Genomic DNA, 26,525 nt, shown 5'->3' on the forward strand with positions numbered 1-26,525 from the left:
CAACAAACGCTCTCAATCTTTCAACACATTAAAACTCACCGAGCTCGGGTACTGGGCCGAGTGGTAAATCTTGTGGGTGGCGCGGACGTAGTCGCTCTTTTTGGCTTCAAAGATATTGGGCACGTACTTCTGGGGGTTCAGATCCAGGAAGGGGAACATGCTGCTTTGTACCTGGATCTCCAGCTTGTGGCCGCGCTTGATGGTGTGCAGCACGTCGTAAAGAGCGAACTTCACTTCGGTGGGCTGGCCGGGCACAAAGGGTTTGGGATCGGAGAAGCTGTCACGGAAGCGCCCGCGCATCACGCCCCAACGTACCAACTCGTGGCGGTTGCCGGTGGCGTCGTCTTTTAGGCCGGTGTTTTCGTCGGTGCCGGGGAACACATCCACCAGCTTGACGATGATGTCGGCGGCGCTTTGGTCGGTGGAGAACCACAGATCCAGGTTCAGCTGGCCGGCGATGGTCATGTCGTCTTTGGCAACCGGGGTGTCAAACACCAGCACATCGGGGCGACGGGCGGCAAAGCGCTGGTCGGCGGTCATGTACTCACGGTCCCAGCCGCGGCTGATGGCGGTGGATTGTGGCACCGGTTTGTTGGGGTCAGACACGTAATCGCTAAAGCCGCCGGCCGGGTCTTTTTGCTTGAGCAGCTGCTGGTTGCTGCCCAGATAGAGAGTCTCGGGCTGGGTATGCTTGGGCGGCCAGGTGTCGAAGGTGCGCCAGCGGTTGGCACCGGTTTCAAAGACGGTGGCACGGGCCAGTTCGGGCTCGTCTTTGCCTTTGAGGTAGTGCTCGAAGAACGGCAGCTGAATGTTGTCCTGGTACCACTTGGTGGTGTCAAAGCCGAAGTGGGCTTCGCCAAGGCTGGAGCCGTCGGCACGGTTCCACTGGCCGTGGAACCAGGGGCCCATGACCAGCCGCACGTTATCCTTGTTGTTTTTGTGGGACATGGTGGCGTAGGTGGCCAGCGCCCCGTAGAGATCCTCGGTGTCGTACCAGCCGCCTACCACCAGGGTGGCGGGCTTGGTGTTGCCAAGGTGCGGCAACACGTTGCGGGCCTGCCAGTAGCTGTCGTAGTTGGGGTGCTGGGTGATTTCGTTCCAGAACGGGCGGTCGTTCTTGAAGTAATCCTTGTTGACGTTGCTGTGTGGGCCCAAGTCTTTAAAGAACTGGTAGCCGTCTGGCGTTGGCAGCTTGTGGCCTTCTGGCCAGGCGCTGATGGTGCCGTCGCGGGGCTTGTCGAAGGTGTCGAAGAACAAGAACGCCATGGGGGTGACAAAGGCGCCGTTACGGTGGAAATCGTCAAAAAACCAGTCGGCGATGGGGGCCTGGGGCGAGATGGCCTTAAGGGCCGGGTGGGCGTTGATAGACGACACCGAGGTGTAGTAACCGGGGTAGGAAATGCCCCACTGGCCCACTTTGCCGTTGTTGTCCGGCACGTGTTTGACCAACCAGTCGATGGTGTCGTAGGCGTCGGTGGCGTCGTCAACGGCTTTGCCGCCTTTCTCGCCGGCGTCCTGGGGGCGCATGTTCACGAAGGTGCCTTCAGACATGAACTTACCGCGCACGTCTTGGAACACGAAGATATAACCGGCTTTTTCAAAGCTCTCGCTTGGGCCCAGGCGGGTTTTGTACTGATCGAGGCCGTAGGGCGACACCGTGTAGGGGGTGCGCTGCATCAGCATCGGGTATTTCTTGGAGTGGTCGTACGGCACGTAGACGGAGGTAAAGAGCTTGGTGCCGTCGCGCATGGGAATTTGGTATTCGTACTTGGCGTAATGGCTGCGAATGTAGTCGGCCCGCTCTTTGTCGGCAGCGGTTTCGTCGGCCCAGGCCATGCTGGTCAGCAAGGCGGTGCCAAGCAAGGCAAGGGCGCCCCGGGTGAACAGATTTTTCATGTCATCTCCTTATAGTTGTGCTGCTTTTTTACCGGGCTTGGCGAGCCGGCACAAGCTTCGTTAGGCAGAGGGCGAGCCAAGCAGGGCGAAAGGGGGTTGCAGATTTGGCTAGAGCTGGCTGCGCACCGGCAGCCAGGATAGTACCCGCGCCAAAAAGCGGCGCCAAAGGCTTGCCTGGGGCTCCACCGAGGCGCTCCACTGCTCTCCTTGATGGCTGCGGCGCCACAGCAGCGCCGAGCCGCTAAACCCCGGTTGCCAGCTCTGGCCGCCGCCCACATAAGGGGCGAGCTGCGCCTCAAGCTCGGCAACAATAGCTGGGCAGTCCAGCAGCAGGCCCATCTCGGTGTTGATGAATATCGAGCGCGGGTCGAGGTTGAAGGTGCCCACAAAGAGCCGGCGTTTGTCGTAGGCGATAAGCTTGGCATGCAGGCCAGACTGGCTGCCCGCTTCCTGGCCGCCAGGCAGGTCAGCGTCGCTGGCCAGCTCGAAAAGCTCGATACCGGTGGCCAGCATGGCATGGCGCTGGGCGGCGTAACCGCTGTGGGCGATCACCACGTCGTTGGCGGCCAGGCTGTTGGTGAGGATGCGCACCTGGGCGCCAGCGCCCTTTAACTGGCCCATCTGCCCCAAGATCTCCCCTGACGGCACCAGATAGGGGCTCACCACCAGCAGCTCGTGGCGGGTTTCTCTGGCCAGGCGGCCCAGGGCAATAGCCGTGCGCGAGCCGGCCCGGCGCCGCTGCTTGCGCAAGGGATGCACCTTGGATGGCGGGTCGAACAGCACCTCCATGCCAGCCGGATGCAAGGGTTGCTCCAGCACATCCCTTGGCAGGCTGGCCAGCAGCGCCTGGCACTGGGGCCTGTCCCAGAAGGCTTTGAGGTTTTTAAAGGCCTGGCGCGCCTCGCGCTTTAACGGCCGCAATGAAATGAGCCGGGAAACCGGTACCGCCCACTGGGCGTTGTAGAAAAGGTCAAAGGCTTCGGCCACGTCTTCGGCTATCGGGCCCACCGCCAGCAGGTCCATGTCCAGAAAGTTGCGCCTGGGGTGCAGCCCGAAGTATTCGTCCCCCACGTTGCGCCCCCCCAGCACCACCAGTTCGCCATCGACGATCAGCGCCTTGTTGTGCATGCGGTGGTTGGCGCGGGAAAAATCCCACAGCCATTCCAGGGGCCGGGTGATGGGGGTAAGCACCCGGCTACCAAAGGGGTTAAAGAGGCGAATAGACACATTCTGGTGCACATTAAGGCGGGCAATGAGGGGGTCGTCGTCGGTGTGGACGTCGTCAATCAGCAGCCGCACCCTCACCCCGCGCTCGGCGGCGTCCAGCACCGCCGCCAGCAGCAACTTGCCGGAGGTGTCGGCCCGCCACTGGTAATACTGGGCATCGATGCTGGCTTTGGCGTTTTGGATCAGTGCCAGGCGGGTGGCCAGGGCATCTTTGTTGTCCCACAGCAGCCGCACTCCGGTTCCCAGGCGCTGCTGCCAGGGCGTGCCCGCTGGCACCGGCAGGCGATAAGAGGGCTCGCGGGCAAAACGGGGCACCCGGTTAATGGCACCGGCCACCAGCAGCGACAAGGATGTCAGCCACCAACGCAGACCACTCATGCCACCGCCTCCCAGTTGCCGCCGTTACCGGGCCCATTATTCCAAGTGCATGAGATATAACATAAACAACCAAGGGCTTGTTCATTTTCCCTTAAAGTACTTCAGGTCACCCTAGATGAGGCTGCTGCGGCCATGCTGCGCCGGTAGTGGAACTCTGGCGGCGGTTTTGATATTGTCCCCCCGCTCAAATAACGCTCAGTATCCAAAGGAGTGGATCATGCAAAAAGCGCTCTTCCTTGTCGCCCTTACACTTCTGATGTCCGGCTGCGTGCAGACCTCGGGCAAAGATAAGAGCAAGCCCCAGTTCGACGTGGTTGTCACCCAGGACAAACTGGAAGAAAGCCCCGTCAAATCCGACGTTCTGCACCGGGTACAAAGCATTGCCGTGGCCGACTTGTCTGCCTTTTTGGTGAACACCTCCCCGGAAAACCAGCGCCTTTATCAAAGCATTGTCGGCCAGACCACCGAACTGCTGGCCGAGGATACCCGTTACCGCCTGGTGGGCCCTGCCACCTTCGCCAAGCAGATGCGCGACATGAAAGTGTCGCTGGATCTCAACAGCATGAGCGAAGACGAGATCAACCAGATCCTGGCCAAAGTGGCCTATTCCCTTGGCGTTCACGCCGTAGCGGTGGTGGATCTTAAAGACAGCATGGGCAACACCCGCTGGTTTGAGGCCCCCAAAGATGCCAACGTCACCGCCAGCCTGACCTTACTGCGCACCCGCGTATACATGCCGCTGTGGCAGCAACGCGAAGCCCTGGCCTGGGTAGACGTCAACAACGGCCTGGCTTCGGTAAACGACGCCGCGCTCAACGAAGAAGTACACAGCTTCATGCAGCCGCTGGTGCAATCGCTCAGAGGCGACTACCAGAACTGAGTAAAGGGCCTGCGGGCCCTTTTTTATTGCCCGGCCCCACCACCTTTTTGCCCATGGCTTACAATCCTTTAACACGCACGTTGTTAGGGGCCTGGCTATGCGGCACACCAGTCTTCGCGTACAGATAGCAGTGGGCATTGCCTTGGTCGCCATCTGTATTTCCTGGGTTTTCACCTTCTTTACCATCATCCAAACCAAGGACGACGTTCGCACCCTCTCCGGGCACCTGCTTACCCAGAATGCCCGCATTCTGATGAACCAGCTGGATATGGACATGGAAAAGCGCCTGCAGTTTTTTGAAGGCGCCGCCAGCCTGCCCCTGTTCCGCCCACCCATCGATGGCGACGCGGTGGTGGCGTTTTTTGATAACGTCGAGCGCTTTTCGCAAAACCTGGATTGGATTGGCCTGCTGGATGCCGAGGGTAAGGTGCTCTACGCCACCGATCCCTGGCTGGTGGGCCAAACCCTGACCGGGCTTGACCTATTGCACCTGCCGGGCGATGCCAACAAACCGGTACCGGTAGTCAACCCGGCCTGGCCCAGCCGCCAGGCCCACCCCTACTTGCAGGCTGGCCTGACCATGGCCATTCGCGGCCCCGACCAGCAAACCCTGGCCATCCTTGCCGGTCAGTTCTCCTGGGACTGGGCCAAGGTTATCGAGCAGGCCCTGGCCCTGCCCCGCCAAGACAGCGCCAGCATCGAGCCCCTACTGCTGGATAAGGCCGGAGTGGTAATGGTGGGCAGCGGCGCTCAGCTGGGGGATTTGATTGACGGCCAGCAACTGGCCGCGCTTAAAAAACGTGGCTGGCAGCGCTTTCACGACGACCAGGGCCAGGCCTTTTTATATGCCCTGACCACCAGCCACTACCACTCGCCAGGCTGGCAGGTGCTGCTGCGCCAACCGGTGGCGGAGATAGCCGAGCAGATGTCGCCGCTGCTGCTGCGGCTATTGGGGATGACGGTGCTGGCCAGTCTGCTGGCTGCCGGCCTCGGCTGGTGGTTGTCAGGGAGGATAAGCCGGCCCATCACCCGTATCGCCCGGGCCGCCAATCGCCTTAGCGCCGGCATTCCGGCCTCCATTCCCAAAGTGACAGGAGTGTGGGAGCTGCAAATGCTCAGCGATTCCCTGTGCGACATGGTGACCAACCTCAGCAAGCACCAGTCGGCGCTGGGGGTAATGGAAACCCTGGCGCTCAAAGACACCCTCACCGGCCTGCCCAACCGCGCCGCCCTGCTGCGCTTTATGCAGGGCCAGGTCGACCCGCTGGTATTTTTGTACCTGGATCTCGACGGCTTTAAGGCCATTAACGACAACTTCGGCCACCAGGCTGGCGACTTGGTATTAAAGGAGGTGGCAGAGCGGCTTATTCATAACACCCGCGACGGCGACTTGGCGGTGCGGCTGGGGGGCGACGAATTCCTGGTGGTGCTGCAACTGGGCCCTCACACCCAACCGGTGCAAGTGGCCGAGCGCATCCTGGCGGCGGTAAACGAGCCCATGGAAAGCCAATGGGGCTCGCTGCTGGTGGGTTGCAGTATCGGCGGCGCCTATTGGCCCAAGGACAACGACGACCCCAAAACCGTGGTGTCGCTGGCCGACCAGGCACTTTATACCGCCAAATCCCAGGGCAAGGGCCGGGTGTGCTTTTACCGCTTCCCCGGCGACTAGTGCTGCTGCCCCTTCAGATAGGTATCTAAAAACCGCAGGTACGCCTCAGAAGCGGCAATGCGGTTGAGCTTTTTGGTAAAGCCGTGGCCCTCATCAATAAACTCCAGATACTGCACCGCCACGCCGTTTTTCTTCACCGCCGCCACCAGCTCCTGGCTTTCCACCGGCAAGACTCGCGGATCGTTAAGGCCCTGCACCACCAGCAGCGGTTTGTTGATATTGCTGGCGTGAAAGAGCGGCGAGATACGCCGCAGCCGCTCGCCGTCTGTGGCCGGGTCGCCCATCTCTGCGTACAGGTAGGATTTAAAGCTCTCCCACCAGGGCGGAATGGCGCTCAAGGTGCGCGGCCAGTTGGTGACCCCAAAAATATCCACCCCGGCGGCAAACACATCGGGGTGAAAAGCCAGGGCCGCCACTGTCAGGTAGCCGCCATAACTGCCACCCATGATGCCAATACGGTCTTTATCCACCCAAGGCAGGCTTTGCAGGTAGCCTTTGGCCTCGACCAGATCCCTCAGGTCGTCCTCGCCGTGGCGCCTGTCGTCCAGGTGAAAAAACGGTTTGCCGTACCCCGACGAGCCCCTGTTGTTGACCGCCAGCACCCCGTAACCGTGGTTGACCAGATGCTGCAAGGTGGCGTTGTAGCCATGGCGGCTCTGGCCACCGGGGCCACCATGTACCCAGACGATAACCGGCGCCGGGTCCTCGGCTGAGGCGCCTTTGGGCCGGTACAGCAAGGCCGGGATCTGCAACTGGTCAAAGCTCGGGTAGCGCACCACCTGGGCAGTAACCAGCTGCCCGGCATCAATAGCCGGGTTCAAGGCCGAAGTGAGCGCGCGGGCCTGGCCGCTCTTTAAATCCAGGGCGTAGAGGTTGGCTGGGCTGGTGTCGCTGGACAGGTAAAAGACCATGGTGGCGTCGTCGTCGCTGAAGTTGACGCCGGTAATGTCGCCGGGGGGCAGCTCGGGCAGCACCAGGGCCTTGCCGGTGCGGGCATTGCTGACCGTAAGCTCGGTACGGCCATCCGCGTTGACCGATCCCACCCGGTACTGGCCCGAGGGCGAGAAGGCAAAGCCGCTGACGTCCCAGTCGCTGCCAGCCACCTTTTCCTGGGTGCCGGTGGCCAGATGGTGGGACCACACCTGATTGAAGTTGCCGTAGGCATCGGTGGCGAAATACAAAAAATGCCCTTCGGGGCCAAAGGTGAGGCCGCGAAAATTGGCGTTCTCGCCGGGTAAGTCCCCTATCAGTACCGGGGTTTTGTCGGCAGCTTGCAGGTCGACCAGGTAAAGGTCGGTGTCGCTGTTGTTGTTGACCCTGTCCAGGGCCAAAAAGCGGCCGTCGCGGCTGATGGCGCCAATCTCAAAGGCCTGGTCGTTGTTGAATAGCCGCTGGCGCTGGTAGGTGGTGGCGTCGTAGCGGTAGAGGTCCATCAGCTTGGGATTGCGCTCGTTGCTGAGCAGGTAAAAAGCGGTGCCGTCTTGGTTGAAGGCCAGGAACTGGGCGCGGGCGTTAGGGTCGGGGATGAGGTCGTGCTGGCCGGCGTCATCGGCCACAAAAAGGTGATAAATCTCGTTGCCGCCGTCGTCGCGGGTATAGAGAAACCGCTCGTCGTTAGGAAACCAGCTCACCGCAAAGGTGGAGCCGGGGTTATCGGTCAGCTCCCTTGGGCTGCCGCCCTGCACCGGGATGGCAAATACATTGAAGATGCCGCTGATATCGCTGCTGACCAGCACCTGCTGGCCGTCGTGAGACAACGACAGCCCCCGGTAATTGACGGTATCGAAAAACGCCTTGGCGTCATAACGGGGAGTTTGGGGGGCGGGCGGTTTGCTGTCGCAGGCGGTTAAGGCCAGCCCCAGCAGGGTCAGGTAGATAAGGCGCATCCGGCTCTCCTTTTTCTGGCCATGGCAGCCATTGAAAGTTGGTAGAGAGCTAACAAGTTGTCAAGTAAGGAAAAAATCTCCACTGCCTAGCAGCGTCAAGGAGCCGGTTGGCCTGTTGTAGCGATAGATAAAGGCCAAAAGCGCCTCTTTCCCCAGCCACACCTGATGGCGCTCGCGCCGGTATTCCCAGGGCTCGCTAAAACCCGGGCCGCACTCTTCATAGCTATCCAGCGCCGCCAGCAGCGCCGGGCTTAACCGGTACAGCTCCCCTGTTACCCAGCCAGGCCCTGGTACCCAACCGGGGTAATGGGCCACTCGGTAAAGCTGGCCTTGGCAGCGCGCTTCTCCAAGATAACGGCCCTCATCCGCCAGCCGCCGGGCCAGGGGATGAGGGCTTTGCCGGCGCAAGGTGCCGTAGACAAAAACCGGCAGCTCAGCCCACCTGGGTGGTGACATCCAGCTTGTCTTCCAGCACCAGGCGCAGGGTGTCGCCTTTTTGCAGCACGCCGACCCCTTTGGGGGTGCCGGTCAGCACCAGGTCGCCCGGCTCCAGGGTAAAGGTGGTGCTGATCAGCGCCAGCAGCTCGGTGATGGGGGTGATCATCTGGCTGCTGTGGCCGTCTTGGCGCAGTTCACCGTTTTGGAAGAACTGGTAATGCACGGCGCCAAGGTCGTCAAAACCCTCGGGGCCCACCAGGGAAGTAACCACGCAGGAGCCATCGAAAGCCTTGGCCAGCTCCCAGGGGTGGCCTTTTTCTTTAAGCTCGCTTTGCAGGTCACGCAGGGTCAAATCCAGGGCCAGGCCAAAGCCGGCAATGGCATCGGCCGCTTCGGCAGCGCTGGCCTTGGTAAGGGGTTTGCCCACCAGTACCGCCAGTTCGCACTCGTAGTGCACCTGGCCACGGCTCTCGTCGATGCTAAAGCCACCTTCGGCCGGTACCAGGGCGGTAGCCGGTTTCATAAACAGCAGCGGCCGCTCGGGCACGGCGTTGCCCAGTTCTTTGGCGTGCTCGGCGTAATTACGGCCCACACAGACCACTTTTCCTCTGGGCCAGGCCAGGGGCTCACCGGAATTCCACTTCAACTGCATCTTGTGACCTCCATTGAGTAAGCAGCTGTTTTACTACGGCGTCGCAGCCGGTACAAGGTGGCTGAACGCTGGCTGTCGCCCCGGTATGGGGCCGGGAAGCCCTTACCCAGAAGCCGGTAATTTTTACAGGCTGGCATGGGCGCCGGCAAAACAGAAAATCAATAAACACTTGAAATAAAAAGGATTTAAAAGTTGGCACGGTGCTCGCACTAGTTAAAGCGACAACGCTTACCCAGTCCCAAGGAGGAACTTATGCGTTTTAACAAAACCGTACTGACCGCCCTGACCCTGACCGCCCTTGCCAGCGCCCCGGCCATGGCAGCCAATAACTGGAAAGGGGATGCCAAAGACGCCTGGCTGGACGGCAAACTGGAAACCGCGTTGATGCTCAACACCGAGCTCAACAACTTCACCATCGACACCGAGGTGTCCCACGGTGTGGCCACCTTGAGCGGTACCGTCTCCAGCGACGTTGAGAAAGATCTCGCCGGGCAGATCGCCAAAAACGTCGATGGCGTGTCCGACGTCAACAACAAGTTGACCGTCAAGAAGGACTACAAAGGCGAGCCTGACAAGACCAGCAAGAACTTCTCGCGCGCCTGGCATGACGCCACCATCACCGCTGGCCTGAACATGAAGTACGCCGCCAGCAGTGAACTGAGCGCCATGGATATTGACGTCGACACCGACAACGGCGTGGTGACCCTCACCGGTGAGGTGAAAAACGACGCAGCGCACGATCTCGCCATCGAAATGGCCAAAGGTTATGACAACGTCTCCGACGTCAAAGATAACCTCAAGGTCAGCGAGTAACGGGTATCTCGATGTTCGGTACCCATGACTCACGGCTGGTACAGGATTTAATTGCCGTCTGCCAAGACGGACGGCAGTTTTACCAGTACGCTGCCCGCCAGGTCGACGACAGCGACTTGCAGTCCCTGTTTCGCGACATGGCCCTGGCCCGGGCGGACATTGTCCGCGACCTGAGCAAACAGGTAGAGGCCTTGGGTGAAACACCGGACCGCGGCGGCACCCTGGCAGGCAGCATGCAGGCTGTTTACACCGACCTTCGCGCCCAGCTGAGCAACGACCCGCAATACCAGTACGTTGCCCAGCTTGAAGAAGCCGAGAACCGCGCCCTGCGCCGGTTCCGCGATGGGGTCAGGGAGCTGCAAAGCCGGCCCCTGGCCCAAGAGGTGGCAGATTGCCTGGCCACCATCCAGTTGGCTCACGACCGGATGAAGGCCATCAAGGACGGCTTGCAAGCCCACAAACATTGAGTGTCGCCCCATTAAAAAGCGCAGCCAAGGCTGCGCTTTTTGTTGCCCGTTCCATACCAAGAGTGAGGCGAGGCTGAACCAGCTTGGCCTTAAGTGATAGTTAAGTATCTAGTTAATCTCGGGATCATCCAGCCTCTGCTGTACTGGACCACCAACACGGAAGAGGACTCGGATATGGCTCGTCTGCACCTTGTTACCGATGATCTGGCCCTGGCCCAGCAATTGGCCACTCCCCTCACCCAGGCCGGTTACCAGCTGACCCAAAGCACGACTCTTCACGAGCCCTTCCGGGCTGACCTCGTCGTTTACGGCCCAAGCCACTTTGGCGAGCAAGACTACCGCGAGTATCGCCAGCACCCCCTGGCCCACCAGGCCGACTGGCTATTGGTAAGCGACGGCACCCCCAACCCCTGGCTCGACAAACTGATGCGCCGGGGCGTGGCCTACCACTTTCGTAAACCCTTGGATCTGGACCATCTGCAACAGGTGTTGGCCGAGTTTCGCGATGAACTGGCCGAGCAAAGTAGCAGCTGCGCCCAGGCCCCCCTTCGCTCTAACCTCGACCAATATGGCCTGCTGCTGGGCTCAAGCGAGGTGATGCGCCGGCTGTACCGGCTGATCCGCCGGGTATCCCGTACCGACGCCAATGTGCTGTTGGTGGGGGAAAGCGGCAGCGGTAAGGAACTGGCCGCCCGCACAATTCACCAGCAAAGCCAGCGCGCCGCCGAGCCTTTTGTGGCAGTAAACTGCGCTGCCCTCTCAGCCGAGCTGGTAGAGAGCGAACTGTTTGGCCATGTCAAAGGGGCCTTTACCGGCGCATTGAAGGACCACAGTGGCTTTTTCGAGCGGGGCGCCGCAGGCACCCTCTTTTTGGACGAGATCACCGAGATGCCGCTGGAGCTGCAAAGCAAGCTGCTGCGGGTGCTGGAAACCGGCGAGTTCCGCCGGGTGGGCAGCGACAAGGTGCAATATACCAAGGTGCGCATTATTGCCGCCACCAACCGCAGCCCCGACGAGGCCATAGACGGCGGCTTTTTGCGTGAAGATCTCTACTTTCGCCTGGCCCACTTTCCCATCCAACTGCCGCCCCTTCGCCAGCGCGACGACGACATTGTCGAGCTGGCCCGGCATTTTCTGGCCTATCGCAACGTTGAAACCGGCACCGACAAGGCCTTTACCCAAGGCGCCATCGACGCCATCGCCCAGTATTCCTGGCCAGGCAACGTGCGCCAACTCAAGCATTGCATCGAGCGGGCCCATATTTTGGCCGTTAACGAGATTGGCCTGGGAGAGCTGCCGGATCTCACCGAAAAGCCCCTCGCCACCGAGGACATTGCCCCCGGCACCACCTTACGGGACGCCGAGCGCTCCTTGATCCTCGCCACCCTGGAAGCCTGCCAGCAAAATAAAACCCAGGCCGCGCAGCAGCTGGGGGTGAGCGTAAAAACCCTCTACAACAAGCTGGAAAAATACCGCGAGGGCGAAGAAGAATGGCAATAAGGGAGGCCTCTGGCCTCCTTTTTTACGCCGCGCACTCACAAAAAGGCCAGGATTAGCCCTGGCCTTTATCATTAGGCCCTCTCGCCGCCTTCACGGCCAGATACAAAGCTGCCGGTAGAATTTTCATGGCCACCCTGAGTTTTTTGCCCGGCGCATCAAAGCTTTAAAATTAAAAAGCCTTTATTTTCATTGCATTACGAGTTGGCACGGATACTGCGATAGTCAGGATGAACCCTAACTTCAGGAGGACGCATGTTACGCTGGGCACTGATATTTCTGATTGTCGCTTTGATTGCCGCCGCCTTGGGTTTTGGTGGTATCGCCGGCGCCGCTGCCGGTATCGCCAAGGTCTTGTTCTTTGTGTTTGTGGTGTTGCTGGTGATTTCCCTGCTGGTGCATCTGGTTCGTGGCGGCAGCCCAAGGCTTTAGGAGGACGTGATGAACCGCGATATTGCACAAGGCAAGTGGTTGCAGTTTAAAGGTAAAGTCAAAGCCCGCTGGGGCAAGCTAACCGACGACGAGCTGGAACAGGCCGAAGGCCACACCGAAAAGCTGATTGGCCTGCTGCAAACCCATTACGGCATGGCCAGAGAAGAGGCCGAAAAAGCCTTGGATAAACTCTGACGCAAAGTAAAAACCCGGCCAAGGCCGGGTTTTTTAATCGCTGCTCAGCCCTGAGACGCCTCAGTACCGCCATTGGTGGTAAAGCCGCTGGCCTAAACCATGCTGGCGGATCTCCATCAGACCACCTTCTGTGGCATGCTGTCGTTTCGTCTCCCAAGCCCAAAACCTATGGAAATTTTCATCGCCGTTTTGTTCTTTGCCTTTTCCACCACTATTACCCCTGGGCCCAACAACGTGATGATCATGTCTTCCGGCATGAACTATGGCGTGCGGGCCAGCCTGGCGCACCTTTGTGGGATCTGCCTGGGATTTCCGCTGATGGTGCTGTTAGTGGGGCTGGGTTTCGGGCTGGTCTTTGAGCGCTTCCCTCATCTGCATCAGCTGATCAAGGTGCTGGGTACCCTGTACCTGCTGTGGTTGGCCTGGAAGATTGCCAGCCAGACTCCCAAAGCCATCCAGGCTGGCCACGCCAAGCCGCTGAATTTTTGGCAAGGCGCTGCTTTTCAGTGGGTAAATGGCAAGGCCTGGGTGATGGCCACCGGCGCCATCGCCGCTTTTACCTCGGCCCAAACCGGCATGTGGTGGCAAGTGCTGGCCATTGCCTTGGCCTTTTTGGTGGTGGCTTTTCCTTGTGTGGGGCTTTGGCTGGTGGCAGGGGCGGGCCTGCGCCGGGTACTGACCCAGCCGCTGGCCCAGCGTATTTTCAACATTGCCATGGGCTTGCTGCTGGTGCTGTCGGTAGTGCCGGTGCTGATGGAGCTTTGGCACTACTACTTGAGCTAACAGTAAAAAACCACCTTCTTAGAAGGTGGCTTTGAGGTAAGGCCCCCTAGAAGGGAGCTTTCGTGTCTACAAGCTCTTCTCACTGACTAAGCTCCCCTTGTTTAACGATTTTTCTCACCTCACGTGCTAACTCTCTCGCTGAACAACATCAGCCAATGCAAAAAAGCATCACGGCAATCACCTGTTTAGCATCCGAGTACCAGTATTTTTAGATAATGGGCTCTCTACGGGCATAGCACCGACCTCCATAGGAGGTGGTTTAACGCTGAAAGTAAAAATACCACCTTCTTAGAAGGTGGCTTTGAGAGAAGGCCCCTAGAAGGGGGCTTTCGTCTTTATGAGCCCGCTGACAGTAGTTCTAAATAACTGATCCTAATTGTGCTCCACCTTGCGGATACCATGACCACTGCCAGGGAAGGGTGAAACGGTCTCCATGAAGTGACGAACCCTGCCCAGTAATTGCCACATCGTTTTGCATCGGTGATTGCGGGTAATGGTTTCGTGCAGCGCCTGCCAGAGCCGTTCTATACGGTTGACCCAGGGCGAGTAAACCGGCTGGAACACCAGCTTGAACTTGGGATTGTCGGCCAGCCAGCGCTGCGTCTTCCGGCTTTTGTGGATGATGTAGTTGTCTACCACCAAGGTGATGCTTTTCGCTTGCCGATAGGTGCGACGCAGCTTGCTCAACATGGCGATGAATAACCCTGAGTCCTTACTTTGCCCCGAGACATACAGCACCCGCCCGGTCTTGGCATGGAGTGCGCCCGCCAGATAGTGCTTGGCGTTCTGGCCCGGCGTGGCCACCCGTCGTTGCTGGCCTCGCGGCATCCAGTCCGCTCCCATTTTCGGGTTGAGGTGGATATCCACTTCATCTTCAAATAACACCGGATGCTTGTGGCTGCACTGGCTCAGGGCCTGTTCGATAGCCTGCATCTTCTCGGCCTTATAGGGATCTTTGATATGCAGCGTTGGCGCGGCCCGGCGCCAGACAATGCCGATACGAGGCAGCCAGCGGCGGACGGTGGATGCGCACAGAGTGCTATTGAGCATCCTATTGATTTCCATAGCCAAGAGTTCGGTGCTCCAACGCGAACGTTGGTAGCCGAAGTCCGTTGGCGTGAGCGCGGTCAAGGCCTTGAGCAAGGCGGTGATATGCGCGTAGGGCAAACGCCGACGGCGCCCCGCCTGCAAGCTTTCCAACCCATCCAGACCTGCTTCTTGATACCAATCCAACCAGCGACGCACCGATGAACGTCCAGCGGCCAAGGGCGCGGCGGTGGAGGACACGGAATGCCCCTTATCCAACAAGAGAATGGCGTTGAGTCTGCGGCAGAGGGCCTTGTCTAAGGTGCGATGGAGACGCGAGGTCAGTTCACGTCGTTCGGTGGCGTTGAGTCGTGGTAGCATGGCGAGAACCCGGTGTCCGGCGGTAGGTTTTTGTTTGGCGACAGATCTGATCGCACAAACGGACCCGGGTTCCCTTCCTTGAGTGATCTACTATTCGGAACAGTTATTTAGAAAAAAGCCGTGCTGTGGAGCCATGAACCGCACCGCAGCGTCAAGGAAGTGGCTGAGGCGCTGGACATTCACCCCTTCATGTTGTCTCGCCGGCAGCCGAATTTCGTGAAGGTGAATACGGCATGGCCAACAAGATCCCTAAGCCCGAGGGCAAGCTCAAAGAGCAGGATGAAGTGAAACAACTCAAGAAGCGCATAGCCGAGTTGGAGATGGAGAACGACATTCTAAAAAAGGGCCGCAACGTTTCCAGGCGGAGGAACAACGCAGCGGTATCGCTTCATCCAACGCCAGCAAGAGCAAATCCCGGTAAAAGTGCTGTGTGCCAGGCTGAAGGTTTCGCGCAGCGGCTACTACGACTGGCTCAAGCGCCAATCAAGTCAGCGCCAGCAGCAAAACCAAGCATTACTGGTCGATGTCCGCCGTCTCTTTGAGAAGGCCAAGTCACGTTATGGCAGCCCCAAAATACACCGCGCTCTGCGCCTGGAAGGTATTCGGGTTGGCGCCAAGCGGGTAGCGAGGTTGATGCGTGAAGCGGGGTTAAAAGCCCGTGTCGAACGGGTTTACCGGCGTATGAACAAGCGCCGGGCCGAGCTCAAAGTGCTACCTAATTATCGTTTGGACATGCCAAAACCCAGCGGCCCCAATCAGCAGTGGTCCAGTGATGTCACCTACATCCGTTTTGGCTGCCGCCATGTGTTTCTGGCCGTGATGGTCACGGAAAATCGTTAGCAGGGCGCTACACGAAACCCTCAATGCCGAACTCAGCACAGTGGCGCTCTATAAAGCCATCAAGCAGCGAAAACCGAGGTCAGGACTGATACTGCGCACTGACCGCGGCATCGAGTTCAGGGCAAAACGGCGTTGTTTCCAAATCCACTGAACCAATCCGCCTGACTGTGATCCGATCCCCAACATATCTAAGGGGAGTAACCCATGGGCCAAGCCAAACACCCAATCAGCAACTGGGCAACGTACAACCGCGCGTTGATCAATCGAAGCTTGCTGGGGTTTGGGATGGATAAGGCCGCCATCACCAACTGGTATTGCCCACAGCACCACGGCAATCGGGGTCGAGGCTTTGAATACAGCGACACTGCCATCGAGACGGTCTTGATGCTCAAGGCACTGTTCAAACTGCCCTTGCGGGCCTTGGAAGGCTTTATCAATTCCTTATTCCAGTTGATGAAACTGCCACTGACCTCGCCCAGCCACAGCTGCATCAGCAAGCGCGCCAAGACGGTCAATATCCAGTACCGCCTACCCAGTAAAGGGGCGGTGGCCCACTTGGTTATCGACGCCACCGGCCTAAAAGTCTTTGGCGAAGGCGAGTGGAAGCAGCGTAAGTACGGCCAGGAACAGCGCCGGGTGTGGCGCAAGCTGCACCTGGCGGTGGACGCCAAAACTCATGAAGCGATTGGAGCGCAAGTGAGCTTGGAAAGCGTGGGAGACAGCGAGGTCTTGCCCGCCTTAATCAGCCCACTACGCCGTCGTATCCATCAGGTCAGCGCTGACGGCGCCTACGACAGCAAAGCGTGCCATCGATTACTGCAAAAGAAAGGCGCCAAAGCCAGTATTCCACCCCGTAAAACAGCGGGCTTTTGGGAGGAAGGTCATCCTCGAAACGACGCCGTGGCGGCACTGAAAGCCGGGCAACTGGCGGAGTGGAATAAGGAAAGCGGCTATCACCAACGGTCAAAGCGGAAACGGCGATGTCGCGATACAAGCAACCCATCAACGCGAAGCTCAGCCTGCGCAGTTACAACGGCCAGGTTGCCGAGGCCCTGGCTGGGGCGAAAGTGATGAACAAAATGCTGACCTTAGGTATGCCGGTTCGCCAAGCGGTCAGCTAAGGGCAGCCAGCCCATTAGGGGACTGCACTTCCTTGTCGGATTTAGGAAACAACGCCCACGATAATCACTTCGACACAATAGCGTCACTGCGCCAACAAGTAGGCCAGCATTTTTACAACAAGGTGCGGCTGCACAGTAGCCTCGATTACGTATCACCGATACAGTACGAGCAAGCCGCTTGATAACAACTGCGTGTCCGTTTTATCGGGTGAACATCATGAAACTAAAGAAGTCTTCATAAAAAAACAGCAAGTTAATAACTTGCAACTATAACGCCGTAGCGAATTTATTCATTACGAATAATGGGATTCTGAATCAATAGCTAGTGCCATTGAAGGCAGAGTTCTGCCTCGCCCAAGTTCATGCAGTACTTAGTACTACCCCCCTGCGTAGTCATGGTCTCGTCATCTGAGGCATTGGCAGAGGGGACGGCTAAAAAGGTGGAAGCTACGGCAACTACCAGCAAGATTTTCTTGAACATGATGAGGTCCTCCTGTGACCTGGCTAGGGAGCAGTCTTAAGGTTAATAGGATGCAATATGCTTAATAGCTGTACTATCCAACTGTAAAAAGTGACAGGGCAAGTGACTTTTGTTAGGCCGCTGTTACGCCTTTTGTAAGGATTTTCGGGTATGATGCCGCGCAGCCGAGATTGAAGAGGACACAAGGATGCGTGCGTTGCTGGCAACACTTTTTGGCCAATGGCAGGCCCCGCCCTGGATGCGCTGGTGCGCAAAGCACCCCGTAAAAGCCGTTGGCAGCCTGTTGCTGCTGGCACTGATCGCTGCACTTTGTTGGGGTGGCTGGTATTGGTACCAGCATCTGCCCAAACCCCGCACCCTACACTATTCCCTTGAGGCGCCGGCCCTCACCGATTACCACCAGGACAAACCCCAGGTCGCCCCTTTGACCCTGGCTTTTAGCGGCTCGGTGGCGCCTCTTGATGGCATCGGTAAACCGGTAACGAAGGGCATCAGCCTGAGCCCCAAGCTCGCCGGGCAGTGGCGCTGGGCCAGCGACAAGCACCTGCAATTTATCCCCGACGGCGACTGGCCGGTGGCGACCCGCTTTGAGGTGACACTGGACAAAAAGCAGCTGCTGGCTGACCACATCCTCTTGAATAAATACCAGAGCGAATTTGCCACGGCGCCCTTTACCGCCAAGATAACCGAAGGGCGCCTTTATCAGGACCCAACCCAGCCCAGCATCCAAAAGCTGGTGGCGACCCTTGCCTTCAGCCACCCGGTGGACATGGCCTCGGTCAAAGCCCATTTGTCGGTGCTGCTAAGCCCTGGCCTCACTTACAGCGCCAGCGGCGACACCGAAGTCACCTTCGATGACAAACACCTTTTTGCCTATGTGCACTCGCCAGCGCTGGCCACGCCGCTTGAGCAAAGCACTGTGACCCTGGAGATGGCCAGCGGCATCCGCGCCGCCGGTGGCGGCAATGAGGCCGGCAAAGACAAATGGCAAGTCCGGGTGCCGGGCCGGTATCAGCTGAGCTTCGAGCCAGCCCAGGTGAGCTTTGCCTACAACGACAAAGACGAGCCCAAACCGGTACTGACCATGGAAAGCTCCCGGCCGGTGAGCGACGACGCCCTGCGCGGCAAGGTGCAGGCCTGGCTATTGCCCAAGAAAAACCCCAAGGGCAGCAGCAACTGGTATCAAGAGAACGTCACCGAGCAGGTGCTGGCTGGCTCCCCGAAACTGTTCTTGACCCAGATCCCCGGCGCCGAAGGCCTTAACCAGCTGCACAGCTTCAAGTTGCAGGCCCCGGTTGGCCGCTACGTGGCGGTGATGGTAGACAAGGAAGTGGAAGGCCAGGGCGGCTACCTGTCTCGCAATCCGGTGCTGAGCGTGGTGCGCATGCCTCAGTATTCCAAGGCCCTGAAGTTCCTGGGTGAAGGTTCACTACTGACCCTGGACGACGACCAGCGCCTGGGTTACCTCGCCCGTGGCGTGCAAAAGGTACAGGTGGAGGTGGCGCAATTGCTGCCTGACCAGCTCAATGCCCTTATCGACCAAAGCACCGGCAGCTTTGCCGAGCCGCACCTCAATAACAGTGATTTTGACCGGCTGGTGACCCGCCAAGTCTTCAACCAGCAGTTTGCCAGCAAAGACCCCAGCAAGACCCTCTACGGCAGCATCAACCTCAAGCCTTTCTTCAAAGACAGGCGCGGCATCTTCGTGGTCAAACTGACCCCGGCCAGCGAGAAAGACAACGAAACCTTCGATTACTACCAGACCGAGGCTCACGACCTGCGCTTTGTGGTAGTGACCGACCTTGGCATCCTTGCCAAACGCAGCCGCGACGGCAGCCAGGATGTGTTCGTGCAGTCCCTTGCCAGCGGCCAGCCAGTCGCCGGCGCCGAAGTGGCGGTGATTGGCCGTAACGGCTTGCCGGTAGCCACCGGCAGAACTGACCAGCGCGGCCACGCCCGCTTTGGCAAACTCGGCAACCTGCGCCGGGAAAAGACCCCCCTCTACTACCGGGTGGAAAAGGGCGGTGACCTGTCCTTCCTGCCCATGGGCGACTGGCGCCGCCATCTCGATTTGTCCCGTTTCGACACCGGCGGCAGCTATGAAAGCGACGATCAAGCGGCACTGAGCGCCTACCTCTTTACCGACCGCGGCCTCTATCGCCCCGGCGAAACCGCCCACATTGCCAGCCTGGTTCGCGGCCAGGATTGGGCCACCGCCCTTGGCGGCCTGCCGGTTAAGTTGCAGGTCACAGACCCTCGCGGGGTAACGGTGCTGGACCGCACCTTCAAACTGGACGCCAGCGGCTTTGACAGCCTGGATTTCACCGCCAGCGAAACAGCCGCCGCCGGCGATTACCAGGCCAGCCTGTCCCTTATCAAAGGCAAGTACCGGCTCACCCGCCTGGGCGATGTGAACTTCAAGGTGCGTGATTTCGAGCCCGACCGCATCAAGGTGCGGGTGTCCCTTGGCGCCGACAACAGCCCAGCAGGCTGGCTCAAACCGGCGCAGATGAGCGCCGGGGTACTGGCTGAGCAGCTCTTTGGCGGCCCGGCCAGCGACCGGAGGGTCACCGGCGAGATGGTGCTGTCCCCCACCGATATCAGTTTCCAGGCCTGGCCCGGTTACCGTTTTGGGGTGCTGGGTAAACTCAAGGAGTCGTTCCGCGAGACCTTGAGTGAAGCCACCACCGACGGCGACGGCAAAGCCAACCTCGACCTGGCCCTGGACCGTTTTGCCGGCAGCACCTACAAGCTGCACCTGCTGGCCAAAGTGTTTGAGGCTGGCTCCGGCCACGGCGTCAGCGCCCAAAGCCAGGTGCTGGTGTCCGATGCCGACTGGCTGCTGGGCTACAAGGCCGATGGCGACCTTGGCTTTATCAGCAAAGGCGGCGAGCGCCAGCTCAGCCTGCAGGCGGTAGGCCAGGATCTCAAAGGCGTGGCCGCCGAGCTTCAGGTAGAGCGCATTGCCCGCCGTTGGGTGTCGGTATTGGTTAAGCAAGACGACGGCACCTACCGCTACCAGTCTCGCCGCAAAGACACCTTGCTTGACACAAAACCCCTGGCGCTGGCCGCCCAGGGCCAAATGCTGGCCCTGGATACCCGCACCCCAGGCGACTACCGGCTGCGGCTGGTGGACGCCAGCGGCCGCCAGCTCAACCAGATTGACTACAGCGTCGCCGGCAGCGGCAACGCCAGCCGCACCCTGGAGCGCAACGCCGAGCTGGAGCTGACCCTGGACAAGGGCCAGTACCAGCCCGGCGAAACCATCCAGGTAGCTATCCAGGCGCCCTACAGCGGCGCCGGCCTTATCACCATCGAGCGCGACAAGGTCTACGCCTTCAAATGGTTCAAAGCTGACAGCACCCGCTCTTTACAAAGCATCACCCTGCCGGCCGGCATCGAGGGCAACGCTTACATCAACGTGCAGTTCCTGCGGGCACCCGATGCCAAGGAAGTGTTCATGAGCCCGCTGTCCTACGCTGTCAAACCCTTCAAGGTTGACCTGGGTGAGCGCCGCCAGGCCATTAGCCTCAGCGTGCCAGCCAAGGTTAAACCCGGCAGCGATCTCGATATCGCTCTGAACCTGCCGGTGGCCGCCAAGGTGGTGGTGTTTGGGGTAGATGCCGGCATCTTGCAAGTGGCCCGTTACGCCCCGCCAGACCCGCTGGGCCACTTCTTTGACAAAAAGGCGCTGAGCGTTGATTCGAGCCAAATTCTCGACCTGCTGCTGCCCGATCTCAAAGTGCTGATGCGCCAGGCCGCCCCCGGCGGTGACGCCGCTGCGCTCTTGGCCGCCAACCTCAACCCCTTTAAGCGCAAACGTGCCATGCCGGTGGTGTATTGGTCCGGCATTCGCGAACTGGCCGCCGGCGAGCAGCACCTGAGTTATACGGTGCCGGACAGCTTTAACGGCAATATTCGCTTCTTTGCGGTCAGTGCCACCGACACCGCCATGGGCACCAGCGAGGCCGATGTCGCCGTCAAGGCGCCGGTGGTGATGAGCCCCAATGTGCCGGCCTTCCTGGCACCGGGCGACACCGGCGATGTCACCCTCGGACTCTACAACACCGAGCCCAAAGCCGCTGATGTTACCCTCACCCTGACCCTGGAAGGGGGCCTTGCCAGCACCCTTGCGCCCCAGCAGTTCCATATCGAGCCGGGCCATGAAGTCACCGCCCACTTTGCCGTCAAGGCCGGTACCGCTTTGGGCGAAGGCAAGCTGCATTGGCAGCTCGCCACCAGCGAGGGCGAATTCAAAATGAGCGAGACCATCTCGGTGCGGCCGCTCACCCCCCACCGCCTGACTTTGGCCACAAAAGTGCTGGACAGCAGCGAAGCCAGCCTCAAGGTCGACCGCCAGCTCTTTGCCCCGTTCAGCAAGGTGGACGCCGCCCTTGGCAGCAGCCCGCTGGTGTGGGCCCAGGGCCTTAGCCAATACCTCAATAACTACCCCCACGCCTGCACCGAGCAGCTGGTGTCCAAATCGGTACCGGCGCTGCTCCTCGGCAAGCCCCAGGACAACCTGGCCGCCTTCAACCAGTTGATTGGCCAACTGCGCAGCCGCCAGAACAGCAAAGGCGGCTTCGGACTCTGGGCCGCCAACCCGGTGGTGGAGCCCATGGTGGCGCTGTACGTGGTGGACATGCTGCTGGACGCCAAGGCCAACGGCTACCCGGTGCCGCAAGATCTGCTGGATAAGGCCAACGGCTATCTCTCGGCGCTAAGTTCTGGCCCCAGCAATGGCCTTGCCGAGCTGCGCGAGCGGGCCTACGGCGCATACTTGCTGGCCCGCCAGGGCGTGCAGGTGAGCGGCGCCCTGGCCGATATCCGCGAGCGCCTGCAGCGCTACTATCCCAAGGACTGGCAGGGCGATATCGCCAGTGCCTGGCTGGCGGCAAGCTTCACCCTGATGCAACAGCAACAGCTGGCCGAACCTTTGTGGCAAGCCCAGCATTGGCAGCTGCTGGAAGATAACCCTAAGCGCCTTGGCCTCTACCTCGACCCCATGGTGCACGACGCCCAGTTGCTAACCCTGCTGGCCCGCCAGGCGCCAGCGCGCCTTGCCGACCTGCCCGCGAACCTGCTGCCGCGCATGGGCCAGTGGCTGAGCGAGCAGCGCTACAGCTCGCTGTCGGCCGGCACCTTGGTGCGCGCCCTCACCGCCCTGGGTAACGCCCGTGGCGACCAGGGTCTTGCCATGCAGGCGCTGGTAGGCCAGGCCTGGCAGGTGCTGAGCCTGCCTCAGGCCGAGCTGCCCGCCGGTAGCCAACAGGTGAAATTTAAAAAAACAGGTAGCAGCCAGGCCTTTTATCTTCTGAGCCAAGAAGGCTTTGACCAACAGCCGCCAGAGCCTTTCAGCCAGGGGCTGGAGGTGAGCCGCGATTATCTGAGCCTGGACGGCCAACCCCTTGGCAAGGTCAAGGTAGGTGACGAGTTCCTGGTCAGGCTGCGGCTGCGCGCCACCAACCTCGACCAGCTGCAACAGGTGGTGATGATTGACCTGCTGCCAGGCGGGGTGGAGCCGGTGTACCGCGACAAGGACGACAGCTTCAACGGCTGGCAGCCGCCGGTGGGGGTGGGCAAGCTCAGCGACTGGTCACCCCAGTGGCTGAACGTGCGGGAAGACCGCCTGGTGCTCTACGGCACCGCCTGGCGCGATGCCAAAACCTTTGTCTACAAGGTGCGGGCCACCAACGCCGGGCAGTTCCAGGTGCCGCCCGTCTATGCCGAAGGCCTGTACGATCCCCTGAGCCAGGCCCAGGGCCCGGCCGGTGAACTGGTGATCGAGGCGCCATGAGGCGCCGCTACCGGCCCCTTCTGGCCCTGGCGGCCTTGCTGCTGGGGCTTAGGCTCTGGCCGGCCCAGCCTTTTGCGGCCATGGCACCTTCCTCCCGGGAGGTGCTGGCCAGCGACGGCAGCCTGCTGCGCCTGACCTTAGCCCGCGACGGCCAATACCGGCTTTGGCAACCTCTGGAAGGGGTGTCGGCCAACATGGTGCAAGCCATGCTGTTAAAAGAAGACCGCTACTTTTACCTGCACCCCGGCATCAACCCGGTGGCTATGGCCAGGGCCATTGCCGCCACTTATATCGGCGGCGATCGCCAGGGCGCGTCCACCCTCACCATGCAGTTGGCCAGGCGGCTTTACGGCATTAACAGCCGCCAGGTGCCGGGTAAACTCCAGCAAATGCTGGCCGCGCTGTGGCTGGAGCTGCGCTACTCCAAGCACGACATTCTGGAGGCCTACCTCAACCTGGCGCCCATGGGCGGCAACATCGAAGGGGTGGGGGCCGCCAGCCAGATTTACTTTCACAAAGCGGCCGGTGAGCTGTCGCTGAGCGAGGCGCTGAGCCTGGCAGTGATGCCGCAAAGCCCGGCGCGGCGCGCCCGCTTTGGCGCCGATTTCCAAGATGCCCGCGACCGCCTGGCCAGATTCTGGCAGCAAAACTACCCCCAAGACCCGCGCAACAGCGCCTTGCTGGCGCTGAGTGTCATCGGCCACGACCGGCGCGAGCTGCCCTTTTTGGCGCCGCACTTTAGCCGCCGCCTGCTGCGCGAAGACGCCGCTACCGTTATCCACAGCACCCTGGACCCAGCCCTGCAAAGCCTTTTGGAGCGCCGCCTTAGCCAATACATCGCCAGCCGCCGCCACCTGGGGGTAACCAATGCCGCCGCGCTGCTGGTGGACAGCCGCGACCAGAGCATCAAAGCCTGGGTGGGCTCGGCGGATTTTTTTAACGCCGACATCCAAGGCCAGGTCGACGGAGTCACCGCCCGCCGCTCGCCGGGCTCCACCTTAAAGCCGTTTCTCTACGGCCTGGGGCTGGACCAGGGCGTCATCCACCCCTTGAGCATCCTCAAGGACGCCCCCACCGCCTTTGGCAGCTTCGAGCCGGAGAACTTCGACCACCGCTTTACCGGTCCCATCAGCGCCCACGACGCCCTGATCAAAAGCCGCAACCTGCCGGCGGTGTGGCTGGCCGGGCAAATCAGCCACCCCAACCTGTACGGCTTTTTGCGCCAGGCCGGCATCAAGGGGCTGCGGGGAGAGAGCCATTACGGCCTGGCCCTGGCCCTTGGCGGCGGCGAGCTGACCATGGCCGAGTTGGCCCGGCTGTACCTGATGCTGGCAAGCGATGGCCACCATTACCCGCTGCGCGACCGCCAGCGCCAGCCGGTAAGCCCGGCCAGCCCAGCGCTGCTGAGCCCGGCGGCAGCCTTTATGGTGCGCGACATGCTCAAAGACAACCCCCGCGCCGACGGCCTGCCCCGCACCGGCTGGACTGTGGCCTGGAAGACCGGCACCTCCTGGGGCTTTCACGATGCCTGGAGCGCTGGGCTAACCGGCCCTTATGTGCTGGTGGTGTGGGTGGGTAACTTCGACGCCACCCCCAACCCGGCCTTTGTGGGAGTGGAAACCGCCGGGCCGCTGTTTTTTGCCATCAGCGATGCCTTGCAAGGGGCGCTGCCGGCCACCGCCGATCTGGCCAACCCGGCGCCTGACACGGTCAAAAAGGTGGCCATTTGCGCCGCCTCAGGAGATTTACCCAACCCTTGGTGCCCCAAGGTGGTGGAAGGCTGGTACATCCCCGGGGTGTCGCCGGTAAAAGTCTCTACCCTGCACCGGCCGCTGTGGGTGGATAACCTCAGCGGCGCCGCCGTCTGCCCGCCTTACAACCCGGCCCGCCAGCACCAGGAGGTGTTTGCCTTCTGGCCGTCTGATATGGCAGCGCTTTTTGAGCAGGCCGGCCTGCCCCGCAAACTGCCGCCGCCGCTGCCTGGCGCCTGCAGCCAAACCGCTAGCCAGAGCGATGCCGCGCCGCTTATTCGCTCGCCGCTCAAGGGGGTGACCTACAGCCTGCGCCAAAGCCGCCCTGGCGAGCGCATTGCCCTTAAGGCCGACGCCCCCTCCGACAGCCAGGTACTGTACTGGTTTGCCGGTAATAGCCTGCTTGGCCAGAGCGCGCCGGGCAAGGCGCTGGATTGGCGGCCGCCTCGGGCCGGGCGCTTTGAGTTGTCGGTGACCGACGACAAGGGCCGCAGTGCCAGCCGGCTGCTGCGGGTGGATATCGGCCCTTAATTCCCCCTAAAAACCGCACAAAAATCGCCCTTAGCCACCAACGGCAAGCCAAAAGCGACCAAAGTGCTAGCCCTTAAGCTGGCCTTAAGGCCAGCGTATACATTGAAAACATCCGGCAAAGATTGCCATACGTTTCTTTACACGGTTTTACCCCTAAACCAAGGGCCAATAGGCAAGATAGGCCTCACCCTGGAAAATGGTGCCGTCGCGCATAGAAGTAGCATTCATCCTATGAAAAAACTGATGTTAAGGTCCGGCCTGCTGGCACTGGCCTGCGCCCTGGCAGCCTGCCAGGACGCCAATTCCGCCGCCAAGACCGCCCATAAGGCCGAGACCGAGGTCGGTGTGGTGACCCTCAAGGCCGCCCCTATCGCCCTGACCACTCAGTTGCAGGGGCGCACCGTGGCGTCGTTGAGTGCCGAGATCCGCCCCCAGGTGAGCGGCATCGTCCAGGAGCGCCACTTTGTGGAAGGCAGCGAAGTCAAAAAAGGTGACTTGCTTTACCAGATTGACCCGGCCAGCTACCAGGCCGCCTACAACCAGGCCAAGGCCGATCTGTTGGATGCCGAAGCTACCCTCAACTCGGCCCAGCTCAAGGACAACCGCTACCAGGACCTGGTGAAAGACCAGGGGGTGTCCAAACAGGACGCCGACGACGCCCACGCCGCCTACCTGCAAGCCAAGGCCAGCGTCGCCCGCTACCAGGCCGCCCTGGACAGCGCCAAAATCGACCTCGACCGCACCCAACTTAAAGCCCCCATCAGTGGCCATATTGGTATTTCCAGCGTCACCGCCGGCGCCCTGGTGACCGCCAACCAGACCACGGCACTGGCCACCATTCGCGCCCTGAACCCCATTTACGTTGACCTTACCCAGTCTTCCAAAGAGCTGCTGGAGCTGCGTGACTTGCTGGCCAAGGGCGGCATCGCCCAGCGCAACGCCCAAGTGTCGCTGACCTTGGAAGACGGCCGCACTTACCCCCACCAGGGCAAGCTGGAGTTTAAAGAAGTGGCGGTAAACCAGGCCACCGGCTCGGTTACCCTGCGGGCTACCTTCCCCAACCCCGACGGCCTGCTGCTGCCCGGCATGTTCGTGCGGGCCACCCTTGCCGAAGCCCGCCAGGACAACGGCATTCTGGCGCCCCAGCAAGGGGTTATCCGTGACAACGACGGCGGTGCCCACGCCTGGGTCGTGGATGCCAATGGCAAGGTAGAGCGCCGCCAGGTGGTTACCGGCCAGGCCATGGGCAATCAGTGGGTTATCCAGAGCGGCCTGAAAGACGGCGATACGCTTATCGTCGAAGGCACCGACAAGGTCCAGCCCAAGCAGCAGGTGAAAACCGTGCCGGTGACGTTAGATTTGAGCACCGGCGGAGGCGTCTAAG

Annotated in this window: 18 protein-coding genes and 1 pseudogene; 13 read left to right on the forward strand and 6 right to left on the reverse strand. The window is 60.5% G+C overall.

Translation table 11 applies throughout. The features are described from left to right. Positions 1-12: 12 nt before the first annotated feature. Both EDC28_RS14230 and EDC28_RS14235 read right to left on the reverse strand, forming a co-directional pair. Positions 13-1,896: a CocE/NonD family hydrolase gene (locus tag EDC28_RS14230; RefSeq protein ID WP_123422046.1), complete on the reverse strand. Its 1,884-nt coding sequence runs from the start codon at positions 1,894-1,896 to the stop codon at positions 13-15. A gap of 108 nt (positions 1,897-2,004) precedes the next feature. Beyond that, positions 2,005-3,501: a phospholipase D family protein gene (locus tag EDC28_RS14235; RefSeq protein ID WP_050659792.1), complete on the reverse strand. Its 1,497-nt coding sequence runs from the start codon at positions 3,499-3,501 to the stop codon at positions 2,005-2,007. A gap of 217 nt (positions 3,502-3,718) precedes the next feature. Here EDC28_RS14235 and EDC28_RS14240 point away from each other — a divergent pair, with 217 nt between their 5' ends. After that, positions 3,719-4,381 carry a hypothetical protein gene (locus tag EDC28_RS14240; RefSeq protein WP_050659791.1) on the forward strand — a complete coding sequence of 221 codons (663 nt, stop codon included), beginning with the start codon at positions 3,719-3,721 and terminating at the stop codon, positions 4,379-4,381. Positions 4,382-4,478: 97 nt separating this feature from the next. Beyond that, positions 4,479-6,050, forward strand: a complete 1,572-nt coding sequence (locus EDC28_RS14245) for a sensor domain-containing diguanylate cyclase (RefSeq protein ID WP_123422047.1) — start codon at positions 4,479-4,481, stop codon at positions 6,048-6,050. Here the strand turns inward: EDC28_RS14245 and EDC28_RS14250 are convergent. From EDC28_RS14250 to EDC28_RS14260, 3 genes are read right to left on the reverse strand one after another with little or no spacing between them, the layout of a single operon-like run. Next, complete coding sequence (locus EDC28_RS14250) at positions 6,047-7,936, reverse strand: S9 family peptidase (protein ID WP_123422048.1); 1,890 nt, start codon at positions 7,934-7,936, stop codon at positions 6,047-6,049. The two genes, EDC28_RS14245 and EDC28_RS14250, sit on opposite strands and share 4 nt — an antisense overlap. 60 nt (positions 7,937-7,996) lie before the next feature. Next, on the reverse strand, positions 7,997-8,392 hold the full coding sequence (locus tag EDC28_RS14255; protein WP_123422049.1) for a gamma-glutamylcyclotransferase family protein: 396 nt from the start codon (positions 8,390-8,392) through the stop codon (positions 7,997-7,999). Continuing rightward, entirely contained in the window at positions 8,370-9,026 is a 657-nt protein-coding gene (locus EDC28_RS14260) for a fumarylacetoacetate hydrolase family protein (protein WP_123422050.1), read from the reverse strand. Before EDC28_RS14260 ends, EDC28_RS14255 begins: the two co-directional genes overlap by 23 nt. Before the next feature lie 252 nt (positions 9,027-9,278). Between EDC28_RS14260 and EDC28_RS14265 the strand changes: the two genes are divergently transcribed. The 6 genes from EDC28_RS14265 (at position 9,279) to EDC28_RS14290 (ending at position 13,213) form a co-directional block, all read left to right on the forward strand. Beyond that, on the forward strand, positions 9,279-9,839 hold the full coding sequence (locus EDC28_RS14265; RefSeq protein ID WP_050659786.1) for a BON domain-containing protein: 561 nt from the start codon (positions 9,279-9,281) through the stop codon (positions 9,837-9,839). A gap of 11 nt (positions 9,840-9,850) precedes the next feature. Next, on the forward strand, positions 9,851-10,306 hold the full coding sequence (locus EDC28_RS14270) for a ferritin-like domain-containing protein (RefSeq protein WP_050659785.1): 456 nt from the start codon (positions 9,851-9,853) through the stop codon (positions 10,304-10,306). A 174-nt stretch (positions 10,307-10,480) separates the two neighbouring features. Then, entirely contained in the window at positions 10,481-11,806 is a 1,326-nt protein-coding gene (locus EDC28_RS14275; protein WP_050659784.1) for a sigma-54-dependent transcriptional regulator, read from the forward strand. 252 nt (positions 11,807-12,058) lie between these two features. Then, positions 12,059-12,235 carry a DUF1328 family protein gene (locus EDC28_RS14280; protein WP_083445931.1) on the forward strand — a complete coding sequence of 59 codons (177 nt, stop codon included), beginning with the start codon at positions 12,059-12,061 and terminating at the stop codon, positions 12,233-12,235. A gap of 9 nt (positions 12,236-12,244) precedes the next feature. Then, positions 12,245-12,430, forward strand: coding sequence for a CsbD family protein (locus EDC28_RS14285; protein ID WP_123422051.1), 186 nt, complete (start codon positions 12,245-12,247; stop codon positions 12,428-12,430). 168 nt (positions 12,431-12,598) lie between these two features. Beyond that, positions 12,599-13,213 (forward strand): LysE family translocator, encoded by a 615-nt coding sequence (locus EDC28_RS14290; protein ID WP_123422052.1) that lies wholly within the window; start codon positions 12,599-12,601, stop codon positions 13,211-13,213. Positions 13,214-13,585: 372 nt separating this feature from the next. On the opposite strand, the gene EDC28_RS14295 is transcribed toward EDC28_RS14290, so the two are convergent. Further along, complete coding sequence (locus EDC28_RS14295; RefSeq protein WP_123422053.1) at positions 13,586-14,620, reverse strand: IS630 family transposase; 1,035 nt, start codon at positions 14,618-14,620, stop codon at positions 13,586-13,588. A gap of 423 nt (positions 14,621-15,043) precedes the next feature. Here EDC28_RS14295 and EDC28_RS14300 point away from each other — a divergent pair, with 423 nt between their 5' ends. The 5 genes and pseudogenes from EDC28_RS14300 (at position 15,044) to EDC28_RS14320 (ending at position 26,524) form a co-directional block, all read left to right on the forward strand. Then, positions 15,044-15,460, forward strand: coding sequence for an IS3 family transposase (locus EDC28_RS14300; RefSeq protein ID WP_170164134.1), 417 nt, complete (start codon positions 15,044-15,046; stop codon positions 15,458-15,460). 204 nt (positions 15,461-15,664) lie between these two features. Beyond that, positions 15,665-16,581 (forward strand): annotated as a pseudogene (locus EDC28_RS14305) (IS5 family transposase). Positions 16,582-17,249: 668 nt separating this feature from the next. Beyond that, positions 17,250-22,859 (forward strand): alpha-2-macroglobulin family protein, encoded by a 5,610-nt coding sequence (locus EDC28_RS14310; protein ID WP_123422055.1) that lies wholly within the window; start codon positions 17,250-17,252, stop codon positions 22,857-22,859. Next, positions 22,856-25,141, forward strand: a complete 2,286-nt coding sequence (pbpC, locus tag EDC28_RS14315; RefSeq protein WP_123422056.1) for a penicillin-binding protein 1C — start codon at positions 22,856-22,858, stop codon at positions 25,139-25,141. Before EDC28_RS14310 ends, pbpC begins: the two co-directional genes overlap by 4 nt. Before the next feature lie 243 nt (positions 25,142-25,384). Further along, a complete protein-coding gene (locus tag EDC28_RS14320) occupies positions 25,385-26,524 on the forward strand; it encodes an efflux RND transporter periplasmic adaptor subunit (protein WP_123422100.1) in 1,140 nt (379 codons plus the stop codon). Position 26,525: the final 1 nt, after the last annotated feature.

It is taken from the genome of Gallaecimonas pentaromativorans, from assembly GCF_003751625.1.
GTDB lineage: Bacteria > Pseudomonadota > Gammaproteobacteria > Enterobacterales > Gallaecimonadaceae > Gallaecimonas > Gallaecimonas pentaromativorans.